General features: G+C 68.4%; 17 protein-coding genes. 7 read left to right on the top strand and 10 right to left on the bottom strand.

Going from position 1 to position 18,707, the window contains the following annotated elements; translation table 11 throughout:
* The 4 genes from AB4Y40_RS13390 to AB4Y40_RS13375 all read right to left on the bottom strand — a co-directional run.
* The coding region (locus AB4Y40_RS13390) for a molybdopterin cofactor-binding domain-containing protein (RefSeq protein ID WP_368688081.1) at nt 1–690 on the bottom strand (690 nt) is incomplete at its 3' end.
* Entirely contained in the window at nt 687–1,718 is a 1,032-nt protein-coding gene (locus AB4Y40_RS13385) for a xanthine dehydrogenase family protein subunit M (protein ID WP_368688080.1), read from the bottom strand. The genes AB4Y40_RS13390 and AB4Y40_RS13385, both read right to left, overlap by 4 nt.
* Nucleotides 1,715–2,314: a (2Fe-2S)-binding protein gene (locus AB4Y40_RS13380; protein WP_368688079.1), complete on the bottom strand. Its 600-nt coding sequence runs from the start codon at nt 2,312–2,314 to the stop codon at nt 1,715–1,717. Before AB4Y40_RS13380 ends, AB4Y40_RS13385 begins: the two co-directional genes overlap by 4 nt.
* A gap of 110 nt (nt 2,315–2,424) precedes the next feature.
* Nucleotides 2,425–3,369 carry a cation diffusion facilitator family transporter gene (locus AB4Y40_RS13375; RefSeq protein WP_368688078.1) on the bottom strand — a complete coding sequence of 315 codons (945 nt, stop codon included), beginning with the start codon at nt 3,367–3,369 and terminating at the stop codon, nt 2,425–2,427.
* Nucleotides 3,370–3,593: 224 nt separating this feature from the next.
* Here AB4Y40_RS13375 and katE point away from each other — a divergent pair, with 224 nt between their 5' ends.
* From katE to AB4Y40_RS13355, 4 genes are all read left to right on the top strand, one after another.
* On the top strand, nt 3,594–5,690 hold the full coding sequence (katE, locus tag AB4Y40_RS13370; protein WP_368688077.1) for a catalase HPII: 2,097 nt from the start codon (nt 3,594–3,596) through the stop codon (nt 5,688–5,690).
* A gap of 24 nt (nt 5,691–5,714) precedes the next feature.
* On the top strand, nt 5,715–6,536 hold the full coding sequence (locus AB4Y40_RS13365) for a CHAD domain-containing protein (protein WP_368688076.1): 822 nt from the start codon (nt 5,715–5,717) through the stop codon (nt 6,534–6,536).
* A gap of 103 nt (nt 6,537–6,639) precedes the next feature.
* On the top strand, nt 6,640–8,433 hold the full coding sequence (locus AB4Y40_RS13360) for a thiamine pyrophosphate-requiring protein (protein ID WP_368688075.1): 1,794 nt from the start codon (nt 6,640–6,642) through the stop codon (nt 8,431–8,433).
* A 21-nt stretch (nt 8,434–8,454) separates the two neighbouring features.
* Nucleotides 8,455–9,420 carry an NADP-dependent oxidoreductase gene (locus tag AB4Y40_RS13355; protein ID WP_368688074.1) on the top strand — a complete coding sequence of 322 codons (966 nt, stop codon included), beginning with the start codon at nt 8,455–8,457 and terminating at the stop codon, nt 9,418–9,420.
* 14 nt (nt 9,421–9,434) lie between these two features.
* On the opposite strand, the gene AB4Y40_RS13350 is transcribed toward AB4Y40_RS13355, so the two are convergent.
* Nucleotides 9,435–9,872, bottom strand: coding sequence for a CBS domain-containing protein (locus AB4Y40_RS13350; protein WP_368688073.1), 438 nt, complete (start codon nt 9,870–9,872; stop codon nt 9,435–9,437).
* A 12-nt stretch (nt 9,873–9,884) separates the two neighbouring features.
* Here AB4Y40_RS13350 and AB4Y40_RS13345 point away from each other — a divergent pair, with 12 nt between their 5' ends.
* Nucleotides 9,885–10,013, top strand: coding sequence for a hypothetical protein (locus tag AB4Y40_RS13345; protein WP_368688072.1), 129 nt, complete (start codon nt 9,885–9,887; stop codon nt 10,011–10,013).
* Between the two features lie 158 nt (nt 10,014–10,171).
* Nucleotides 10,172–11,959 (top strand): glycoside hydrolase family 15 protein, encoded by a 1,788-nt coding sequence (locus AB4Y40_RS13340; protein ID WP_368688071.1) that lies wholly within the window; start codon nt 10,172–10,174, stop codon nt 11,957–11,959.
* Nucleotides 11,960–11,983: 24 nt separating this feature from the next.
* On the opposite strand, the gene AB4Y40_RS13335 is transcribed toward AB4Y40_RS13340, so the two are convergent.
* On the bottom strand, nt 11,984–12,721 hold the full coding sequence (locus AB4Y40_RS13335; RefSeq protein ID WP_368688070.1) for an MgtC/SapB family protein: 738 nt from the start codon (nt 12,719–12,721) through the stop codon (nt 11,984–11,986).
* Nucleotides 12,722–12,892: 171 nt separating this feature from the next.
* Here AB4Y40_RS13335 and AB4Y40_RS13330 point away from each other — a divergent pair, with 171 nt between their 5' ends.
* Nucleotides 12,893–13,192, top strand: coding sequence for a hypothetical protein (locus AB4Y40_RS13330; protein WP_368688069.1), 300 nt, complete (start codon nt 12,893–12,895; stop codon nt 13,190–13,192).
* Between the two features lie 73 nt (nt 13,193–13,265).
* Here AB4Y40_RS13330 and AB4Y40_RS13325 read toward each other — a convergent pair whose 3' ends face one another.
* The 4 genes from AB4Y40_RS13325 to AB4Y40_RS13310 are packed head-to-tail and all read right to left on the bottom strand — an operon-like array spanning nt 13,266 to nt 18,622.
* The gene (locus AB4Y40_RS13325) at nt 13,266–14,564 is read right to left on the bottom strand and encodes a cytochrome c (RefSeq protein ID WP_368688068.1); all 1,299 of its coding nucleotides are present in this window, start codon (nt 14,562–14,564) and stop codon (nt 13,266–13,268) included.
* A complete protein-coding gene (locus tag AB4Y40_RS13320; protein ID WP_368688067.1) occupies nt 14,561–15,010 on the bottom strand; it encodes a hypothetical protein in 450 nt (149 codons plus the stop codon). Before AB4Y40_RS13320 ends, AB4Y40_RS13325 begins: the two co-directional genes overlap by 4 nt.
* Nucleotides 15,007–17,649 (bottom strand): cytochrome c oxidase subunit I, encoded by a 2,643-nt coding sequence (gene ctaD, locus AB4Y40_RS13315; RefSeq protein ID WP_368688066.1) that lies wholly within the window; start codon nt 17,647–17,649, stop codon nt 15,007–15,009. The genes AB4Y40_RS13320 and ctaD overlap by 4 nt, the downstream gene beginning before the upstream one ends.
* 1 nt (nt 17,650) lies before the next feature.
* Nucleotides 17,651–18,622, bottom strand: coding sequence for a cytochrome c oxidase subunit II (locus AB4Y40_RS13310; RefSeq protein ID WP_368688065.1), 972 nt, complete (start codon nt 18,620–18,622; stop codon nt 17,651–17,653).
* Nucleotides 18,623–18,707: the final 85 nt, after the last annotated feature.

Genomic DNA, 18,707 nt, shown 5'->3' with positions numbered 1-18,707 from the left:
CTGAGTATTGCTCACGCCCTGGGTCTTTTCGTAGACGGTATAGCGGCCGTCGGCGGAAGGCACGACGGTGCAGCCGTGCATCTCCATCGGCTGATGAAATTCCGTGGGCGTGCTGTAAAACGCGTCGGTGCGCGCGTCGGCGTGCGCGAGCGCCCGGTACGCGTGGCCGCGCGGTGCCGGCGGCGGCTCGAAGCCGCCCTTCTCGGTAGAGGGATCGACGGCATGCTTCAGGACGCGGGCCAGGTCGGTCTCATGCGCCTCGCTGCGGTAGCGCACACGCACGAGCGACGCCGCGTAATGCGCGAGTTCGGGCGTGTGCGCCACCACGAGCGCGACGGGCTGGCCCGCGAAGGCGACGTGCGTGTCGGCGAGCGGGCGAAACGGCTTACCGCCCGGTGCGATCTGATCCTTCCAGGCCGCGTCGTCTTCGGCGAGCGTGGGGCGGTTCTCGTGCGTAAGCACGTGCAGCACGCCTGGCAGCGCGAGCGCCGCCGACGCGTCGATGGCAGCGATCTTGCCACGAGCGATGGTGGCGTTGACGACCGCACCGTGCACGAGCCCTGTGGCCGTGAATTCGGCGGCGTAGCGCGCGGCGCCCGTGACCTTGCTGCGGCCGTCCACACGCGAGAGCGGCGCGCCGATGCGCGTGGCCGGCGTGGCGGCACGGCGAGATTCATAGGCGGTACTCATGCTGATTCCTCCCCGGAGTCTGCTGCGCCGTCGCCCCGGGTTCGGGGCGCCAGCGCCTGTTCGAATGCGCGCACGATCGCGCGCCGCGCGAGATCCACCTTGAACGCATTGCCGGGACGCGGGTCGGCGTGCGCGACCACGGCGTCGGCGTAGCGCTCGATGGCGCGCGTGTCGTCGACGGCGCGGCCGATCAGCCGCTGTTCCGCTTCGCGGTCGCGCCAGGGCTTGTGCGCGACGCCGCCCAGCGCGCAGCCCAATGCGCGCATCGTGCCGTCTTCCACGCGCACGCCGAGCGCGACCGAAACGAGCGCGAACGCATACGACTGGCGATCGCGCAGCTTCAGATACGTGAAGTGCTGCGCATAGCCCTCGCGCGATAGCTCGACGGCGGTGATCAGTTCCTCGTCGGCGAGCGTCGTTTCGCGGTGCGGCGTGTGGCCCGGCAGGCGGTGCAGGCTGTCGAAGGGCAGCGTGCGCGTGCCGCGCCGGCCCGCTACGTGGAGGGTGGCGTCGAGCGCTTCGAGCGCAACGCACAGGTCCGATGGATGCGTGGCGATGCAGTGTTTGCTCGCGCCGAAGATCGCGTGCATGCGGTTCACGCCGTCGAGCGCGGCGCAGCCGGTGCCCGGCGCGCGCTTGTTGCAGCAGGTGGCGGGGTCGTAAAAGTAGAGGCAGCGCGTGCGCTGGAGCAGATTGCCGCCCACGGTCGCCGCGTTGCGGATCTGCGCGGATGCGCCGGCGAGCAGCGCCTGCGCGAGCAGCGGATAGCGCTCGATCACGCGCGCGTCCCATGCCAGCGCGCTGTTGGTGGCGAGCGCGCCGATGCGCAGGCCGCCGTCGTTCGTCGTCTCGATGTCGCGCAGCGGCAGCCGTGTGATGTCGATGATCGCGGCGGGGCGCATGACGTCCTCGCGCATCAGATCGACGAGATTCGTGCCGCCGGCGAGGAATTCGGCGCCGGGGGTGACGTAGTGCAGGCGCACGGCGTCGACCACGCTCTTCGCGCGCGCGTACGAGAAGCGGTTCATGGCGCGTCTCCTTCTTCCCGTTCGCGGCTGGCGAGGTGCTGCGCGCGGCGCACGCCTTCCACGGCGTTCGCGATGTTCACGTAGGCTCCGCAGCGGCACAGATTGCCGCTCATCTGCTCGCGCACGTCGTCGTGGCAATGCGCGTGGCCTTCGGCGAGCAGCCCCACGGCCGAGCAGATCTGGCCTGGCGTGCAGTAGCCGCACTGAAACGCATCGTGGTCGATGAACGCCTGCTGCACGGGGTGCAGCGCGCCGTCCTGCGCGAGCCCCTCGATCGTCGTGACTTCCGCGCCGTCATGCGACACGGCGAGCGCGAGACACGCGTTGATGCGCGTGCCGTTCACGAGCACCGTGCACGCGCCGCACTGGCCGTGATCGCAACCTTTCTTCGTGCCGGTGAGATGCAGTTGCTCGCGCAGCAGGTCGAGCAGGCTGGTCCACGGTTCGACGCGCAGCGCATGGTGTGCGCCGTTGATCGTGAGTTCGATCGGCACGGCTTCGGGCGGGCTCGCGGCCTCGCTGCGAAGCTGCGTGTCATCGTGCCTCGCCTTTGCGTCGTGCGCGCGCGGCGCGCGGGTGCGGGTGGCTGTGTGCATGACGGCCTCGTTGTCAGGGCGGGTGGGTGTGGGTCGAGATCACGCAGTGCGCAATGCGCTTGCCTGGTGGCTGATTGCGTGCGGGGGCGCGTGCGATTGCGCCCTTGAACCTATAGCGGATGCTCGCCATGCTCGCGCAGTTCCGGCTCGAAAAACACCCAGCGCGCCGCAGGAAACGCCTGCTGCAAGTCGTTCTCGACCCGGTCGATGATGCGCACCAGTTCGACGGCATCGCAGCGCTCGGCGAGTTCGGCCTGCACCGCGACGAAGAGGCTGTCCGACCAGCGCAGCACCACGAGGCTCACCACGCGGCCGATCTCGGGGCGTGCATCGAGCCAGGCGCGCATGGCCCGGCGCACGCTCTCGCGTGCCGCTTCGCCCACGATCAGCGACTTGATCTCGCGAAGCGCGAACACGGCCGTCGCCATCATCACGCCGCCCACGCCGATGCTGCCGAGCGCGTCGAAGCCCGCCCAGCCGGTGAGCGCGGCCAGCCCCGTGCCCGTGATCGAGACGACGAGGCTCACGAGCGCCGCGGCGTCCTCGCCGATCGAGAGCATGTTCTCCAGTTCGCCGGTTTCGCGAAACCAGCGCCATAGACCGCCCGCGCGGCGCCGCCGGTCGATGGAGCGGATCGACGCGCGCAACGCACTGCCCTCGGCGAGGGCGGCAACGGCCAGCACGGCCAGGGCGACCTGCACATGATCCACGCCGCTGTGATGCCAGAGCCGCCATGCGCCGATGGCCATCGAAACCAGGCCGCCCACGAAAAAGAACTGCAGCGCGACGAGCATGGCGTAGAAGTGCGTCTCGCGGCCAAAGCCGAGCGGATGCTGTTCGTCGGGCTGGTTGCGGGCCGCGCGCCGGCCCGCGATGAGCAAAAACTGGTTCAGGCAATCGGCGCTGGAGTGCGCGGCCTCGGCGAGCATGGTGCCCGAATTCGTGTAAGCCGCGGCGGCGAACTTGCACAAGGCCACCACGACATTCGACGCGAGCGCGTAGTAGACGGCGCGCGGGACCGTGGCGTTCGCGTGTGCAGGCGCGCCGCGCACCATCAGAACTCCGGCATGTCGCGCGCCGCAACGTCGATCGCGTTGATCCCTGCAGCCATCGTGTGCTCCCGTTCACGCGTTCCTGACTGCGGGCGCGCAAATCGCGTGCCGTGGGCACACGCGCCCCATGCGCGATTGCAACGGCACATCGCTTGCGCTCCGGGTGGTGTCGGCGCTCGCCTTCCCATTGTGGCGAGCCGTTCGGAACACTAACCAGGAGCCACCCCATGACACAACACAAACGCCCCCACGGCAAGCATCAGCCCACCGACGCGAAATCGCAGAGCCTCGAATCGTTTCGCGCGCATGCGGACGGCGAGGCGCTGCGCACCAACCAGGGCGTGAAGATCGCCGATAACCAGAACACCTTGCGTGCGGGCGCGCGCGGCCCTTCGCTGCTCGAAGACTTCATCATGCGCGAGAAGATCACGCACTTCGACCACGAACGGATTCCCGAGCGTATCGTGCACGCGCGCGGTTCCGCTGCACACGGCGTGTTTCGCGTGTACGAGTCCCAGGCCGAACTCACGCGCGCGGGCTTTTTGCAGGACCCCGCGAAGGAAACGCCCGTCTACGTGCGATTTTCGACGGTGCAGGGCCCGCGCGGCTCATCGGACACCGTGCGCGACATCCGCGGCTTCGCCACCAAGTTCTACACGGACGAGGGCAACTTCGATCTGGTCGGCAACAACGTGCCGGTGTTCTTCATTCAGGACGCGATCAAGTTCCCCGACTTCGTGCATGCCGTGAAGCCCGAAGCCCCCGACGAAATGCCCACGGGCGGTACCGCTCACGATACGTTCTGGGACTTCGTCTCGCTCGTGCCGGAGAGCGCGCACACGGTCATCTGGGCCATGTCCGACCGCGCGATACCGCGCAGCCTGCGCACCATGGAAGGATTCGGAGTGCATACGTTTCGCTTCGTCAACGCCAAGGGCCACGCGCGCTTCATCAAGTGGCACTGGCGCCCCGTGCTGGGCTCGTACTCGCTGCTGTGGGACGAAGCGCAGAAGATCGCGGGCAAGGACCCCGACTTTCACCGGCGCGACTTGTGGGAAGCGATCGAGCGCGGCGACTATCCCGAGTTCGAACTGGGCGTGCAGGTCATCGAGGAGAGCGACGAGCACAAGTTCGACTTCGACCTGCTCGACCCGACCAAGCTCGTGCCCGAAGAAGAGGTGCCGGTGAAGATCATCGGCAAGATGACGCTCAACCGCAACCCGGACAACTTCTTCGCGGAGACGGAACAGGTCGCGTTCCATCCGGGCCATATCGTGCCGGGCATCGATTTCACGAACGACCCCTTGCTGCAAGGGCGTTTGTTCTCCTATACCGACACGCAGATCAGCCGTCTTGGCGGCCCGAACTTTCACGAGATTCCGATCAACCGGCCGGTCTGCCCGTACCAGAACAATCAGCGCGATGCCATGCACCGGCAAACCCTCAACGTCGGCCAGGCTTCGTACGAACCGAATTCGGTGAGCGGCGGGTGGCCGAAGGAAACGCAGCCGAAGGACGGCGGCTTCGAAAGCTACCAGGAACGCATGGACGGCGTGAAGATCCGCGTGCGCAGCGAGTCGTTCGCGGATCACTTCTCGCAGCCGACGATGTTCTACCACAGCATGTCGGAGCCGGAGAAGGCGCATATCAAGGCCGCTTATACCTTCGAACTGGGCAAGGTCACGAAGCCGGAAATACGCGAGCGCCAGGTCAACGCCATTCTCGCGAATATCGACGCGGACCTCGCCTCGAGCGTGGCGCAGGCGCTCGGCTTGCCAAATCCCAAAGCGGGCGCGAAGCCCGGCAAGCCGCGCACGGCCAGTTCGCCCTCGCTCAGCCTGCTCAATCGCGTGCAGCCCGGCATCAAGGCGCGCAAGATCGCCTTGCTCACCGCGCCCGGCGCGGACCCCGCCATGCTCACGCGGCTGCGCGATGCCTTTGCGCTGGAGGGCGCCACGGCGCTCGTCATCGCGCCCACGCTCGCGCCGATCGGCGATATCGCGCCCGATGCGACCGTCACCGGCATGCCTTCCGTCATGTTCGATGCGGTGTTCGTCCCCGGCGGCGAGAAGGCCACGGAGGCGCTCACGCAGTCGGGCGATGCGCGTCACTTCGTGCTCGAAGCGTTCAAGCATCTGAAGGCGATCGGCGCGGTCGATACGGGGCGGCTGGTGCTGTCCGCCGCGCAGTTGCCCGATCACGCGGACGGTGTCGCGAGCGGCGACGAAGCCGAACTCAAGCGCGTGCTCGAGGAATTCATCGAAGCGGCGGGACAGCATCGCGTGTGGTCACGCATGACGCAGACGCTGGCAGTGCCGGCGTGAGCGCGGGTGGGAGGGAAAGTTCAAATGGACAAGCCAGGTACACGACCGAAAAACGCGCGCAGCGACGCGCAATCGCAGTTCTCACGCTATGCGCAGCCGCTCGTGCACGAGGCGCTTGGGCGTGTCGCCGCGCTCGACACCGAGCCGGAGACGCTGCACAGGCTGCGCGTCGCGTTGCGGCGGCTGCGCACGCTGTTGTGGGCGTGGCGGCCGCTACTCGGCGGCACGCGGGTCGAGCGGCAGCGCGCATTTCTCAAGCGTGCGGCATCGGCCGCGGGCGAGGCGCGCGATTGGGACATCGCTGTCTCGCTGCTGGGCGAGGACGGCGCGCTCGCAAACGAGCGTCTTTCGTCGGTACGACACGCGGCCCGCGAGCATGCTCGACAGACGCTTTCTGCCGCCGATCTCAAGCACGCGCTGCGCGACATGCTGCATGAGGTGAACCGGGCATTGAACACGTCGCCACGCCGCACGCCGCTCGAGCGCCTCGCGCGCGAACGCGTGCGCGTGGCGCGCCGGTCGCTGGCTAAGCGCATGCGGCGAGCGCGCAGCGCAAAACGCCGCGATTATGCCGCGTGGCACGAGGTGCGCAAGGGGGCGAAGCGCCTGCGTTATCTGCTGGAGTTCTTCGGATCGATACTGCCGCGCCGCGATAACCGGGGTGTGAAGTCGCTCAAGAAACTCCAGGATCGTTTCGGCAGGCTGAACGATGCGGTCGCGAGCGAACACCTGCTCGCGCAGCATCGCGAGATCTTCCCGGACGGTGCGAAGGCCGATGCCGCGCTCTCGGCGCTGCGGCGCGAACGCAAGAAGCGCCGGAAAAACGCGGCGAAGCTGCTCGATTAAGGGGACATGAAAGCCGCCAGTCTCGCCCGGCTCCAGGTTCGGCGTTTGCGCGGGTGACGCCAACACGGCAAACGACTCGGACCATCCGCAAGGAGAACGGCACATGGCGACCACCACAGTGAGTGACTTCATCGTCGAGCGGCTGCACGAATGGGGCGTGCGACGCATCTACGGCTATCCCGGCGACGGCATCAACGGCATGTTCGGCGCGCTGCAGCGCGCGCACGGCAAGATCGAATTCGTGCAGGCGCGCCACGAGGAAATGGCCGCCTTCATGGCGAGCGCGCACGCCAAGTTCACGGGCGAGCTGGGCGTGTGCATCGCCACGTCGGGGCCGGGCGCGGCACACTTGCTCACGGGGCTCTATGATGCGCGGCTCGACCACATGCCCGTGCTCGCCATCGCGGGCCAGCAGGCGCGCGCCGCGCTCGGCGCGCATTATCAGCAGGAACTCGACCTCGTCTCGATGTTCAAGGACGTGGCGGGCGCCTACGTGCAGCAGCCCAGCGTGCCCGCACAGGTGCGCCACGTGGTGGACCGCGCGGTGCGCATCGCGCGCTCGCGGCGCACGGTCACGGCCATGGTGCTGCCCAACGACCTGCAGGAACTGGAGTACGAGCCGCCCGCGCGCAAGCACGGCACGGCGCATTCCGGCGTGGGCTACAGCGCGCCCGAGGTGGTGCCGCGCGAGGCGGACCTCAGGCGCGCGGCCGAGGTGCTCAACGCGGGCAACCGGGTGGCGATACTGGTCGGTGCGGGCGCGATGCATGCCGGCGACGAGGTGGTCGCCGTGGCCGAGCGCCTGCACGCGGGCGTCGCGAAGGCACTGCTCGGCAAGGCCGTGGTGCCCGACGACATTCCCTGGGTGACGGGCAGCATCGGCCTGCTCGGCACCAAGCCGACCGACGAGATGATGTCCTCATGCGACACCTTGCTGATGGTCGGCTCCGGCTTCCCGTATTCGGAATTCCTGCCGAAGGAAGGCGATGCGCGCGCGGTGCAGATCGATATCGACGCGGGCATGCTGAGCGTGCGCTATCCGATGGAGGTGAGCCTCGTGGGCGACAGCGCGGCCACGCTGCGTGCGCTCCTGCCGCTGCTCGAGCAGAAGAACGCCACGAGCTGGCGCAACCGCCTCATCCATGCGGGCGAGCGCTGGCAGCGCGTGCTCGAGGACCGCGCGCACGCGGCGACGAGCGGCAAGGTGAACCCGCAGCGCGTGGTGACCGAGCTGTCGCCGCGCCTGCCCGATGGCGCGATCGTCACGAGCGACTCGGGCTCGTGCGCGAACTGGTATGCGCGCGACCTCAAGATCCGGCGCGGCATGATGTGTTCGCTGTCGGGCGGTCTCGCCTCGATGGGGGCGGCGGTTCCGTACGCCATCGCGGCGAAGTTCGCGCATCCCGAGCGGCCCGTGATCGCGCTCGTGGGCGACGGCGCCATGCAGATGAACAACATGGCCGAACTCGTGACCGTGGCGAAGTACTGGCGCCAGTGGGCGAGCCCGCGCTGGATCTGTTGCGTGTTCAACAACGAGGACCTGAATCAGGTCACCTGGGAGCAGCGCGTGATGCAGGGCGACGCGAAATTCGAAGCCTCGCAGGACATTCCCAACGTGCCGTATCACCGTTTTGCGGAACTGGTGGGGCTCACGGGCATCTACGTGGACAACGCGGAGCAACTGGGCGACGCCTGGGAGCAGGCGCTCGCCTCGCCGCGCCCCGTGGTGCTCGAAGTGAAGACCGATCCCGATGTGCCGCCGCTGCCGCCGCACGTGACGATCGAACAGGCGCGCCATTTCGCGCGCGCGCTCATGGAAGGCGACCCGGACGAGGGCGGCGTGATTGCGAACACGGCGCGCCAGGTGATGGCGAGCGTCATCCCGGGCAAGAAGTGATGCGTGCACAAGGAGCCATCGATGGACGCTGATATTCCCGAGACGATGCTCGCGTGGCGCGTGCCGCGCTTCGGTGGCGTGGAGTCGTTGCGCGAGGAGAGCCTGAGCGTGCCCGAGCCCGGGCATGGCGAAGTGCTGGTCGAAGTGCAGGCCGCCGCGCTCAATCCCGTCGATCTCAAGACGCTGCAGGGCCGCTATCCGCTCGTTACCGAAGGCGACTTGCCCTATACGCTCGGCCGCGATGTGGCGGGCGTGGTGGTGAGCAGGGGCGAAGGCGCCCAGGCCTGGCCGCAAGGCGCGCGCATCTGCGCGTTCGTGGGCCAGGGACCTGGCGCGCTCGCCGATTACGTGGTGGTCGACGCAACCGCGCTGGCGGCCGCGCCCGCCACCTGTGCCGTGGACGCGGCGGCCGCCATTCCGCTGGCCGCGCTCACGGCGTGGCAGGGGCTGTTCGAGCATGGCAAGCTGCAAGGCGGCGAGCGCGTGCTGATTCAAGGCGCGAGCGGCGGCGTGGGGCGCTTCGCCGTGCAGTTCGCGCGCCATTGCGGCGCGCGCGTCGTCGCGACGGCCTCGGCGAGCGAACGCGACGCGCTATTGGCGCTCGGCGCGAGCGAAGTCATCGACTACCACGCGCAGCGCTTCGAAGAGGAAACGGGCGAGGTGGACCTCGTGTTCGACCTCGTGGGCGGCGAAGCCCAGCAACGCTCCTGGCAGGTCGTCAGGAACGGCGGGGCGATGGTCTCGACGCTGGGCGAACCTTCGCAGACGCAGGCGAGCCGCCACGGCGCGCGCGCCACGCGTTATACCGCGCGAGCGGACGGCGCGCAGCTCGCCCATATCGTCGATCTCGTGGAGAAGGGCGCGGTGAAGGCCGAAGTGGTGGAGCGCTTCGACTTCGATCACACGCCCAGGGGCTTCGAGCGGCTCGCCGGGGGGCATCCGCACGGCAAGCTCGTGGTGATGCGTCAGTGGCACGACGCGCTTTGATCGCGTTTGCGCTATCACGCTGCGCGGACGCGGCGCTGCGAGATGTCCTCGAGTGTATTCGTGAGGCGTTCGCGCTGGACGCCTGCGCAGCGCGTGGCGATATCGCCGATCGAGATCGCGCCGACCATTTCGCGCCGGCGGTTCACGACCGGCACGCGGCGCACCTGCGCCTCGGCCATGCGGCGCTGGACGGTATCGACGTCTTCGTCGTCGTAGCACCATTCCACGCCTACGGTGGCGATGCGCGAGACGGGGTCGTGCGGCGCACGGCGCGCCGCCAGCGCGCGCACGGCGATGTCGCGGTCGGTCACCATGCCGACCACGCGTCCGCTGTCGCAGACAGGCAGGGCGCCGATATCGTGATGCTGCATCAGTTCGGCAGCTTGCTGGATCGTCGCGGCGGACCCGATGCTCACCACGTCGCTCGACATGATTTCGCGTACCTGGCTCATAGGCACCTCCGATTGTGTTCCTCCGTTGACAAGTACGGCTACCGGACACTGGAGCGCGCATCGCGCGTGCCGCGCGCCGCCAAAAACCGCATGCCGCAGCCTGAAGGCGCGCTGCGCACGCGTTTCAAGCCTTACGCGTAATTGATGCAAGTTGGCGCGTGGCCCAGTGCAACGCGAAAAGACGGTACGCAGCCGTCGCAAAGGGACGCGCCCTCATTATGCTTGCGAACCTTTCGGGAATCCGAAGTGCTTGCACAGGTTCGATCGCGCCCATTCGTGCGCGGATGGCGCTAAAGTCCATGACCCGAACACGCCTCATCGAAGATTACGCATTGCTTGCCGATGGTTGCAGCGCGGCGCTGCTCGCTCGCGACGGCTCGATCGACTGGCTCTGCTGGCCGCGCTTCGACAGCGAGCCCTGCTTCGCCGCGCTGCTCGGCGGCGAAGACGATGGCCACTGGCGCCTTGCGCCCTCCGATCCGGCGTGCCGCGCGAGCCGCAGCTACCAGCGCGACACGCTCGTGGTCGAAACCGGCTGGGAGGGCGAGCGCGGCAGCGTGCGCGTGACCGACTTCATGGCGGCCGATAGCAGCGAGGCGTCCATCATGCGCATCGTCGAAGGCGCGCACGGCAGTGTGGATATGCACATGATCGTGCAGCCGCGAGGCGCCGATGGGTCCGCCGCGCGAGCCGCGATAGACGCAGACGGCGCGGCGACCCTGCACGCTGCGTGTGGCCCATTGACCTTGCGCGCGGAGGTGCCGTTGCGCGTTCACGCGCAGGCGCTCAAGGCCGCGTTCACCGTGCGCGCGAGCGAGCGCTTCGTCTTCACGCTATGCCAGGGCGAGGCCGGGGGCGTCGATCCGGCATCCGCGGTCACGGCGCTGCACGACACGCAGCGTCACTGGCGCCGCTGGATCGACCGCTTCGACAACGATCGCACGCTCTGGCCGCAGGCGGTGCGGCGCTCGCTGCTCACGCTCTATGCGCTGGTCTACCGCCCGACGGGCGCGATGGTCGCCGCGCCCACGACGTCCTTGCCCGAGGCGCCGGGCGGCGAACTCAACTGGGACTACCGCTATTGCTGGCTGCGCGACGCGAGCTTCGCGCTGGAAGCGCTGCTCGAAGCGGGCTTTCACGACGAAGCGCGCGCCTGGCGCGACTGGCTGCTGCGCACGATCGGCCACGTGCGCGGGCACATACACGTCATGTATTGCGTGGATGGCAGCCACGTGCCGCGCGAGCGCGAGGTCGAGCGCCTGGCGGGCTGGCAGGGCGCGCGGCCCGTGCGCTTCGGCAATGCAGCGTGCACGCAGTATCAGCCGGATGTGTTCGGCGAGGCGTTCGATTGCCTCTATCTCACGCGGCGCGCGGGCATCGTCGCGGCGCAGGAGGAAGCCGAACTCGAAGCGCGCCTGATCGGCTGGCTGCTCGATCATGGCGGGAAGCAGGGCTCGGGAATCTGGGAGACGCGTGGCCACGCGCGCCACTACACGCTCTCGCGCGTCATGGCGTGGGTCGCGCTCGACCGCTTCATCAAGCACTGGTGCGAAGACGGTCCGGGCATGGGCGACCCGCAGGTGCAACGTGCGCTGCAGATGCGCAAGGCCCTGCACGAAGAGGTTTGCGAACGCGGCTGGAACGCCCGGCGCGGCGCCTTCGTGCGCGGTTACGGCGAAGAGGCGCTCGATGCGAGCGTGCTCCTCCTGCCGCTGGTGGGCTTCATGCAAGCCGACGAGCCGCGCATGTCGGCCACCATCGACGCGATTCGCGCGGAACTGGGCGAAGGCGGGCTGATTCGACGCTGGCGGCGCGGCGGCGACGAAGCGCCCGACGAAGGCACCTTCCTCGCGTGCTCATGCTGGATGGCCGACTGTCTCTACCTGCGCGGCGACGAGGACGAGGCCGTCGCCCAGTTCGAGCGCGTGCTCGCCGTGGCCAATGACGTCGGCTTGCTCGCCGAAGAATATGACGTGCGCGCGAAAAGGCTGGCGGGCAATTTCCCACAGGCGCTCAGTCATCTGGCCGTGGTCAAGACGGCGATGCTGCTCAGCGGATCGGCGCAAGGCCATCGCCGCGCCAGGTGAGCCCGCGCGAGCACAGCGCCAGGCTCATCGCTCGATCGACCACGACGCCTCTTCATGCACCCGCGCCACGAGCGAGGAAAGCGCGGTTTCCACGGCGTCGTCGCCGGCGGGCGCCAGCCAGCGCACTTCGAACGACGCATCGAGGCGCTGGTGCGACGCCGTTTCCGCCGTGTGATGCGTGACACCGAGCAGCACCACGCGGCAGCGGCGTCCTCGCAACGCGTCGTCGAGCAGCTTGCGGGCATCATCGCCGGCATCGTGGCCCAGCGTGATATAGGCGCGTCTGCCGCGCGGCAGCCGATGCTCGATGTGCTCGAGCGTATGCAGCACGACGAGTCCGAGCAAGGTGCCCGCAATGGCGAGCACGTATTGGCCGCCGCCCGCGCAAAGCCCGATCACCGTGACATACCACATGGTCGCCGCGGTCGTGACGCCTTGCACGAGTCCGTCTTTTCTCAGAATCGACCCCGCGCCGATGAAGCCCACGCCCGAAAGAATGCCCAGCGGCAGCCGCATCAGGTCGAGCGTCACGAAGGAATCCTGAGGTTTTCCATGCAGCACGAGCAGCACGTTCACCTGAAGCATGGTGAGGCAGGCGGCGAGGCACACGAGCAAGGTCGTGCGCAGCCCGGCCGCGTTGCCCGACTCGCCGCGATTCAGGCCGATCAGCGCGCCCGCCAGGATGGCCACGATCAGCCGGGCCGCGAAATCGGGCCAGGTGACGACGAGCGGCATCGGGTTCATGAGTGCGGCGGGGTTCATCGCGGGCTCGGGCCATAGTGACGCAAAAGCGCGCGCAAGCCGTATGCCCTTGCGCTGCGGCGGACGCTTGCGGGTGTGGCACACCCTGTGCGGGATGAAGGGCTCGCGCGCGGGTGGTGTTCAGCATGGCCGCCCGTTTTTCCATCCAGACGATGACGAGGAAAGCCAACCATGAAGCCACGACACTATTTCATATCTGCACTGGCAGGCGTGACGCTTGCCGCATCGGGTCTCGCGCTCGCACAGGGCTCGGGCGGCGGCAGCAGCGGCACGAGTCCGGGCGCTGCAACCGGCGGCGCGAGCGAGGTGTATCCGGCGCAGACGCAAGGCGTCGAGCAGAATCCTTCCGCGACCGGTACGACGCACAAGACTACCCATCACAAGAAGCACACGAAGAAGATGTCCAAACAGATGAACGACACGACCAACACCCCAGGTGCGGACGCAAGCAGCGACACCAAGGGGCAATAAACCCGTCGGGTAGCCCCTGATCCACATGGCGCGCGGTCGTTCGCAACCGCGCGCCATGTGGTTAAGGACGTACTCAACGGTGGATCGCGCCGCGCAGCCGCGTGACTTCGGCGGGCGCGATGGGCGGGGCGTTGTTGCCCCACGCGCCGCGCACGAAACTCGCCACCTGGGCGACTTCGCTGTCCGTGAACTGCGTGCGGAACGCGGGCATCTTGCGCGGCGTGCCGCCGTTGCTCGTTTGCGGACTCTGGCTGCCTTCGACGATGAGGCGCAGCACGCTGGTCGCGTCGGACGAGAGCGCGAGCGCACTGCCCGCAAGCGGCGGCGCCTTGTCGGGTTTGCCGGCGCCGTCGACGCCGTGGCATTTCGCGCAGTACGAGAGATAGAGCCCGGCGCCGGGCCGCTCCGGCGTGCCGCCGTGCAATGCCGCCATGGTCGAGGCGCGCGCGGCGGCGGAATCGGCATACTGGCCGCTCGCCTCGCGTGCGGGCAGCGACTTCAGATAGGTGGCGATGGCGTGCAGATCGTCGTCGCCCAGGTATTGCGTGCTCGCGCCCACCACGGGCGCCATGGCGCCGAACGCATAGGCGCGGTCGTTGTGGCCATCGCGCAGGAACGCGGCGATGTCGTCGGCGCTCCAGCGGCCCAGGCCGCTGCCGGGGTCGCCCGTGAGATTCGGCGCGTACCAGTGGTCGGTCACGCCGCCCGTGAGGTAGAGCGGGCTGCTTTGCGTGTAGCCCATTTCGTTGTAGGCGGGTCCGCGCGGCGTGTGGCACGCGCCGCAGTGGCCGAGTCCCTGCACCAGCCACGCGCCGCGATTCCACTGCGCGGAGTGCGCGGGATCGGGCTCGAAGCGGCCATGTTGTGCGAACGCGAGACGCCAGAACATCATCACCCAGCGCTGATTGAACGGAAACGGCAGCTGCGTTTGCGGCGCGGCATTCGGCACCGACTTCACGCCATACATGAAGTACTGGTAGAGCGCGTTCACGTCGCTTGCCGCCAGCGCCGCAAACGACGGATATGGCATCGCCGGATAGAGCCGCTTGCCGCCACGCGCTTCGCCGCGCTGCAAGGCCGCCGCGAACTGCGCGGGCGTGTAGTCGCCGATGCCGTGCACGGGGTCGGGCGTGATGTTGCTCGCGTAGATCGGACCGAACGGCGAATTCACGGCGAGGCCGCCGGCGAAGGGTTCGCGTTTGGCGGAGTCGTGACACGAGGCGCAATCGCCCGCTTTCGCGAGCTTTTCGCCGAGCGCGATCTGGGCGGCATCGGGCGGCGGTTTCGTCGTCGCGAACGGCTCGTCGCGGTGGCAGCCGGCGAGCAGCACGAGAGCGGCGAGCAACGCGCTCGAACTGGCGCGCGCATTCATCGCAACGCCCCGCATAGCCGTTCGAGCGGCAACGCGAACAGCACCGATATCGTGAACACGAGCGCGATCGTGAACGCCACGGCAACGGCCGTACTGCTCCACGCGAGAAAGCGGAAGGTGTCGCGCTGCGGCGTGTTGACGGCGGCGCTGGCGCGCCACGTGCGCCGCGCCAGCAGCACGCCGGTGAGCGCCAGCGCGAACGCGGCGGTGGAAACGAGCGCCAGCGTCCAGTGCACGACCTGCCAGGGCTCGCCATTGCGTTGCGGGACGCCGCCCGCGCAGGCGGTGGCCGCGAGCGTCTGGCAGAACAGCACGTGGCCGGCCCAGATGGCCGGCACGCCAAAAATGCCGTACCACACGGCAACCTGCTGCCGCAGCGTGGGCCTGACGCGCGCGGGCACGGGCGCTGGCGGGGCCGGGGGAGCGGGAGCGGCGGGCTGCATCATCGTCCTCGCATCCAGTAAGGCGACAGATAGAGCACGGAGAAGATGAAGAGCCACACCACGTCGACGAAGTGCCAGTACAGGCCGCCGATGGTGAGCGCCGCATCGCGTCTGCCGTCGAAATAGCCGCGCGCGATCCAGAACGCGAGCGCGGCGAGCATCAGCACCCCCGCCATCACGTGGGCCATGTGAAAGCCCGTGATCGTGAAGTAGAGCGAACCATACAGGTGCGTCGCGAGCCCGTAGGGCCGGTCGTGCCACTCGAAGAACTGGATCGTGACGAACGCGACGCCGAGCGCAATGCCGACGATCATCGACCAGAACGCGGGCCACGAGCGCGCGCGCCGCACGAACGCGCCCGCGAGCCACACGAACACGCTGCTGGTGAGCAGCAGCGCCGTGTTCAGTCCGCTCATGCCGAGCTTGGGCAGGCCTTCGGGCGGCCAGGGCTGCGCGCTCTGCGAAGCGAGATAGAGGTAAGAGAAAAGCAAATAGCCGAACAGCGCGGTTTCCGTCACGACGAGCGTGAGCACGCCCCACCAGCCGCCCGCATGTTCGCCGGCGCTGCCCACGGGCAGGGCGAGGGTTTCGTCTTCGCTTCGGATCGCGGTCGTCTCGGCGACTTTGCCGGCGGGCGTGGTGCCTTGCGGCGCGAACGGTTCGCGCTGACCGAGCGAACGCCTCGGCCACAACCACGAGAGCAGCGCGAGTCCGCAGGCGAGCCCGGCGAGCGCGGTGAACTGAGTCGAATGGAACAGCAACCCGACGAACACGAGCGTCGAGGCCACGCCCAGCACGAACGGTGCGTAGCTGTCCTCAGGCATCTTGAGGATCACATCGGGCTCGCCCGCGAGCGGCGTGACGCCCAGCGCCTCGCGCCCGCGATGGAGCAGGTAGCCGGGGCGCGGCACATTCGCATCGGGCTGCCAGAGCGGGTCTCGCGAGCGCACGCTCGGCAGGATCGCGAAGTTGTACGGGGGCGGCGGCGACGAGGTCGCCCACTCGAGGCCCGCGGCGTTCCACGGGTTCGCGCTCGCGCGTGCGCCGCGCCGCGCGCTCACGAGCGCATTGCCGATGAACATGGCGATGCCGATGGCGAACACGAACGCGCCGATGCTCGTGAGCAGGTTGGCCGTATCCCAGCCCATGCCTTCCGGGTACGTATAGATGCGCCGCGGCATGCCGAGGAGCCCGGAGATGTGCATCGGAAAGAAGCCCAGATTGAAGCCGACGAACGTGACCCAGAAGGTCCACTTGCCGAAGCGCTCGTGCATGAGCCGTCCGGTGAACTTGGGGAACCAGTACGTGAGGCCGCCCAGCACCGGAAACACGTTGATGCCGAGCAGCACGTAATGGAGGTGGGCCACGACGAAGTAGGTGTCGGTGAGCTGCCAGTCGAGCGGCACGGCGGCGGTCATCACGCCCGAAACGCCGCCCACGGTGAACATCAACACGAAGCCCGCAAAGTAGTAGAACGGCGTCTTGAACACGGGCCTGCCGGTCCAGATCGTGGCGATCCACGCGAACACGGCAATCGCGCTCGGCACGGAGATCACCATGCTGGCCGCGCCGAAGAAGGCCAGCGCGAGCGGCGGCAGGCCCGTCGCGAACATGTGATGGAGCCACACTTCGAAGCCCACGAGCATGGTCGAGACCGTTGAGAGCGCAACGGCCGCGTAGGCGACGATCGGGCGGCGGCAGAACGTGGGCAGCGCGTCGGACACGATGCCCATGGCGGGCAGCACGACCACGTAGACCCACGGGTGCGCGAAGATCCAGAAGAGGTGTTGCCACAGCAGGGGGCGCCCGTCGGCGGAGATGTCGAAGAAGTGCGCCCCTGCGTTGCGGTCGAGCCAGAGCATGAGGAACGCGAGGCTCACGGAGGGCACGGCGAGCAGATTGGCGGCCGAAGCCGTGAGCGTGCCCCAGACGAGAATCGGCAGACGCGCCACCGACATGCCGCTGGCGCGCATGCGCAGGAACGTGATGACGAAGTTCCCCGCGCCCACCGTGGTGGAGATGCCGAGCAGCACCATGCCGAGCGCGTAGACGTCGATGTTCGGCCCGGGGTCGTAGGCGGCCGTGGAAAGCGGCACGTAGTTGAACCAGCCCGCATTGGCGCCCTGTCCCGCGGGAAAGCTCGCGTAGAGCAGAATGCCCGCGCCGAGAAAGACCCAGTACGAGAGCGCGTTCAGACGCGGGAACGCCATGTCGCGCGAGCCGAGCACGAGCGGCCACAGGTAGTTCGAGAAGCCGCTCAACACGGGGAGCGCGTAGAGAAAGATCATCGTCACGCCGTGCATCGTGAAGAGCTGGTCGTATTGCTGGGGCGTGAGCAGCGTTTCGTTGGGACGCGCGAGCTGCGCGCGCATGATGAGCGCCTCCACGCCGCCCAGCACGAGGAACACGAATGCCGTGACGAGGTAGCGGATGCCGATGGTCTTGTGATCCACCGTGGAGAGCCAGCCGCGCCAGCCGGGGCGCGTTTCCCAGATCTCTTCGAGGCGGCGCAGCGTGGCTTCGTCGAGCGGCGCCGTGCCCGTTTCCGGCACGCGCGAGAGGCGCCCCGCACGCGGGCGGCGCGGCACCGTCGCGCTGGCGGGACGGTCGGAAGCGGCACGAGAGGCTGGGATATCGTTCATGTCATTGGAGTGTGTCGAGCCACGCGCCGAGGTCGCTCGCCTCGGCGGGGGTGAGGGCAATGTCGGGCATGAGCGATTCGGGCTTGCGCTGCTGCGCATGCGCGACCCAGTCGAGCCGGTTGACGGACGTGTTGGCGAGCGTGCCCGCGGCGATCAGGCGCCGCGAGGCGAGATGCGTGAGGTCGGGCGCCTGCATGCCGCCCGACTGCGTGCCGCGCACGGCATGGCAGCCGCCGCAGCGCGCGGCGAACAGTTGCTCGCCACGCCGCGCCGCGCCGCTTTGCGCAGCGGCCGCGGGCTGCTGTTGCGCATCGAGCCAGCGCGAGAAATCGGCGGGGGCCTGCGCCACCACTTCCATGGCCATGTGCGCGTGCTGGGGCCCGCAGAACTGCGTGCACTGCCCGCGCCATACGCCGGGACGGTCTGCCTCGATCCACTGGTGATTGACCTGGCCGGGTATGGCCTGCGTCTTGCCCGCGAGCGCCGGCACCCAGAACGCGTGCACGACGTCGGCGCTCTGCAGATCGACGCGCACGGGCTCGCCCGTGGGGATATGGATTTCGTTGGCGGTCTCGAAGCTCGCGCCCGCCGGCGTTCGATAAGTCACTTTCCACCACCAGTCGTAAGCCGTGACGGTCACCGTGAGCGAGGGCGCGCGCGGCGGGTCGGCCACGGCGGCCAGCACGCGCAGCATCGCCACGAGGGCGCCCAGCAGCAGCAGCGAGGAAATCGCCGTGCCGACGGCAACAATGCGGTTCGCCGTGCGCTCGCCTTGCTCGTCGGCGACGTTGGTTTGCGACAACGCTTCGCCTTGTGCCGCGCGACCGCGACGCTTGCGCCGTATTGCCAGATAGAGCAGCCACGCAATGACGATGCCTACCCCCACGCACAGGGCGGCGAGGCCCCAGTCGAGCGCCTGCACCGGACCCGATGCGGGGCCCGCACTGTGCAGGAAGTAGGCGAGTGGGGTCATGAGCGGCGCAGCAACCAGGCATCCAGAATGTTTTTCGCTTGCGCACCGGGCATGCCCGTGCGCGCCGCTTCGCTGCGCGAGCCAG

Source organism: Paraburkholderia sp. EG287B (assembly GCF_040965595.1).
Lineage (GTDB): Bacteria > Pseudomonadota > Gammaproteobacteria > Burkholderiales > Burkholderiaceae > Paraburkholderia.
The sequence above is the reverse complement of the archived record's forward strand: the minus strand, read 5'-3'. Positions and strand labels throughout refer to the sequence as shown.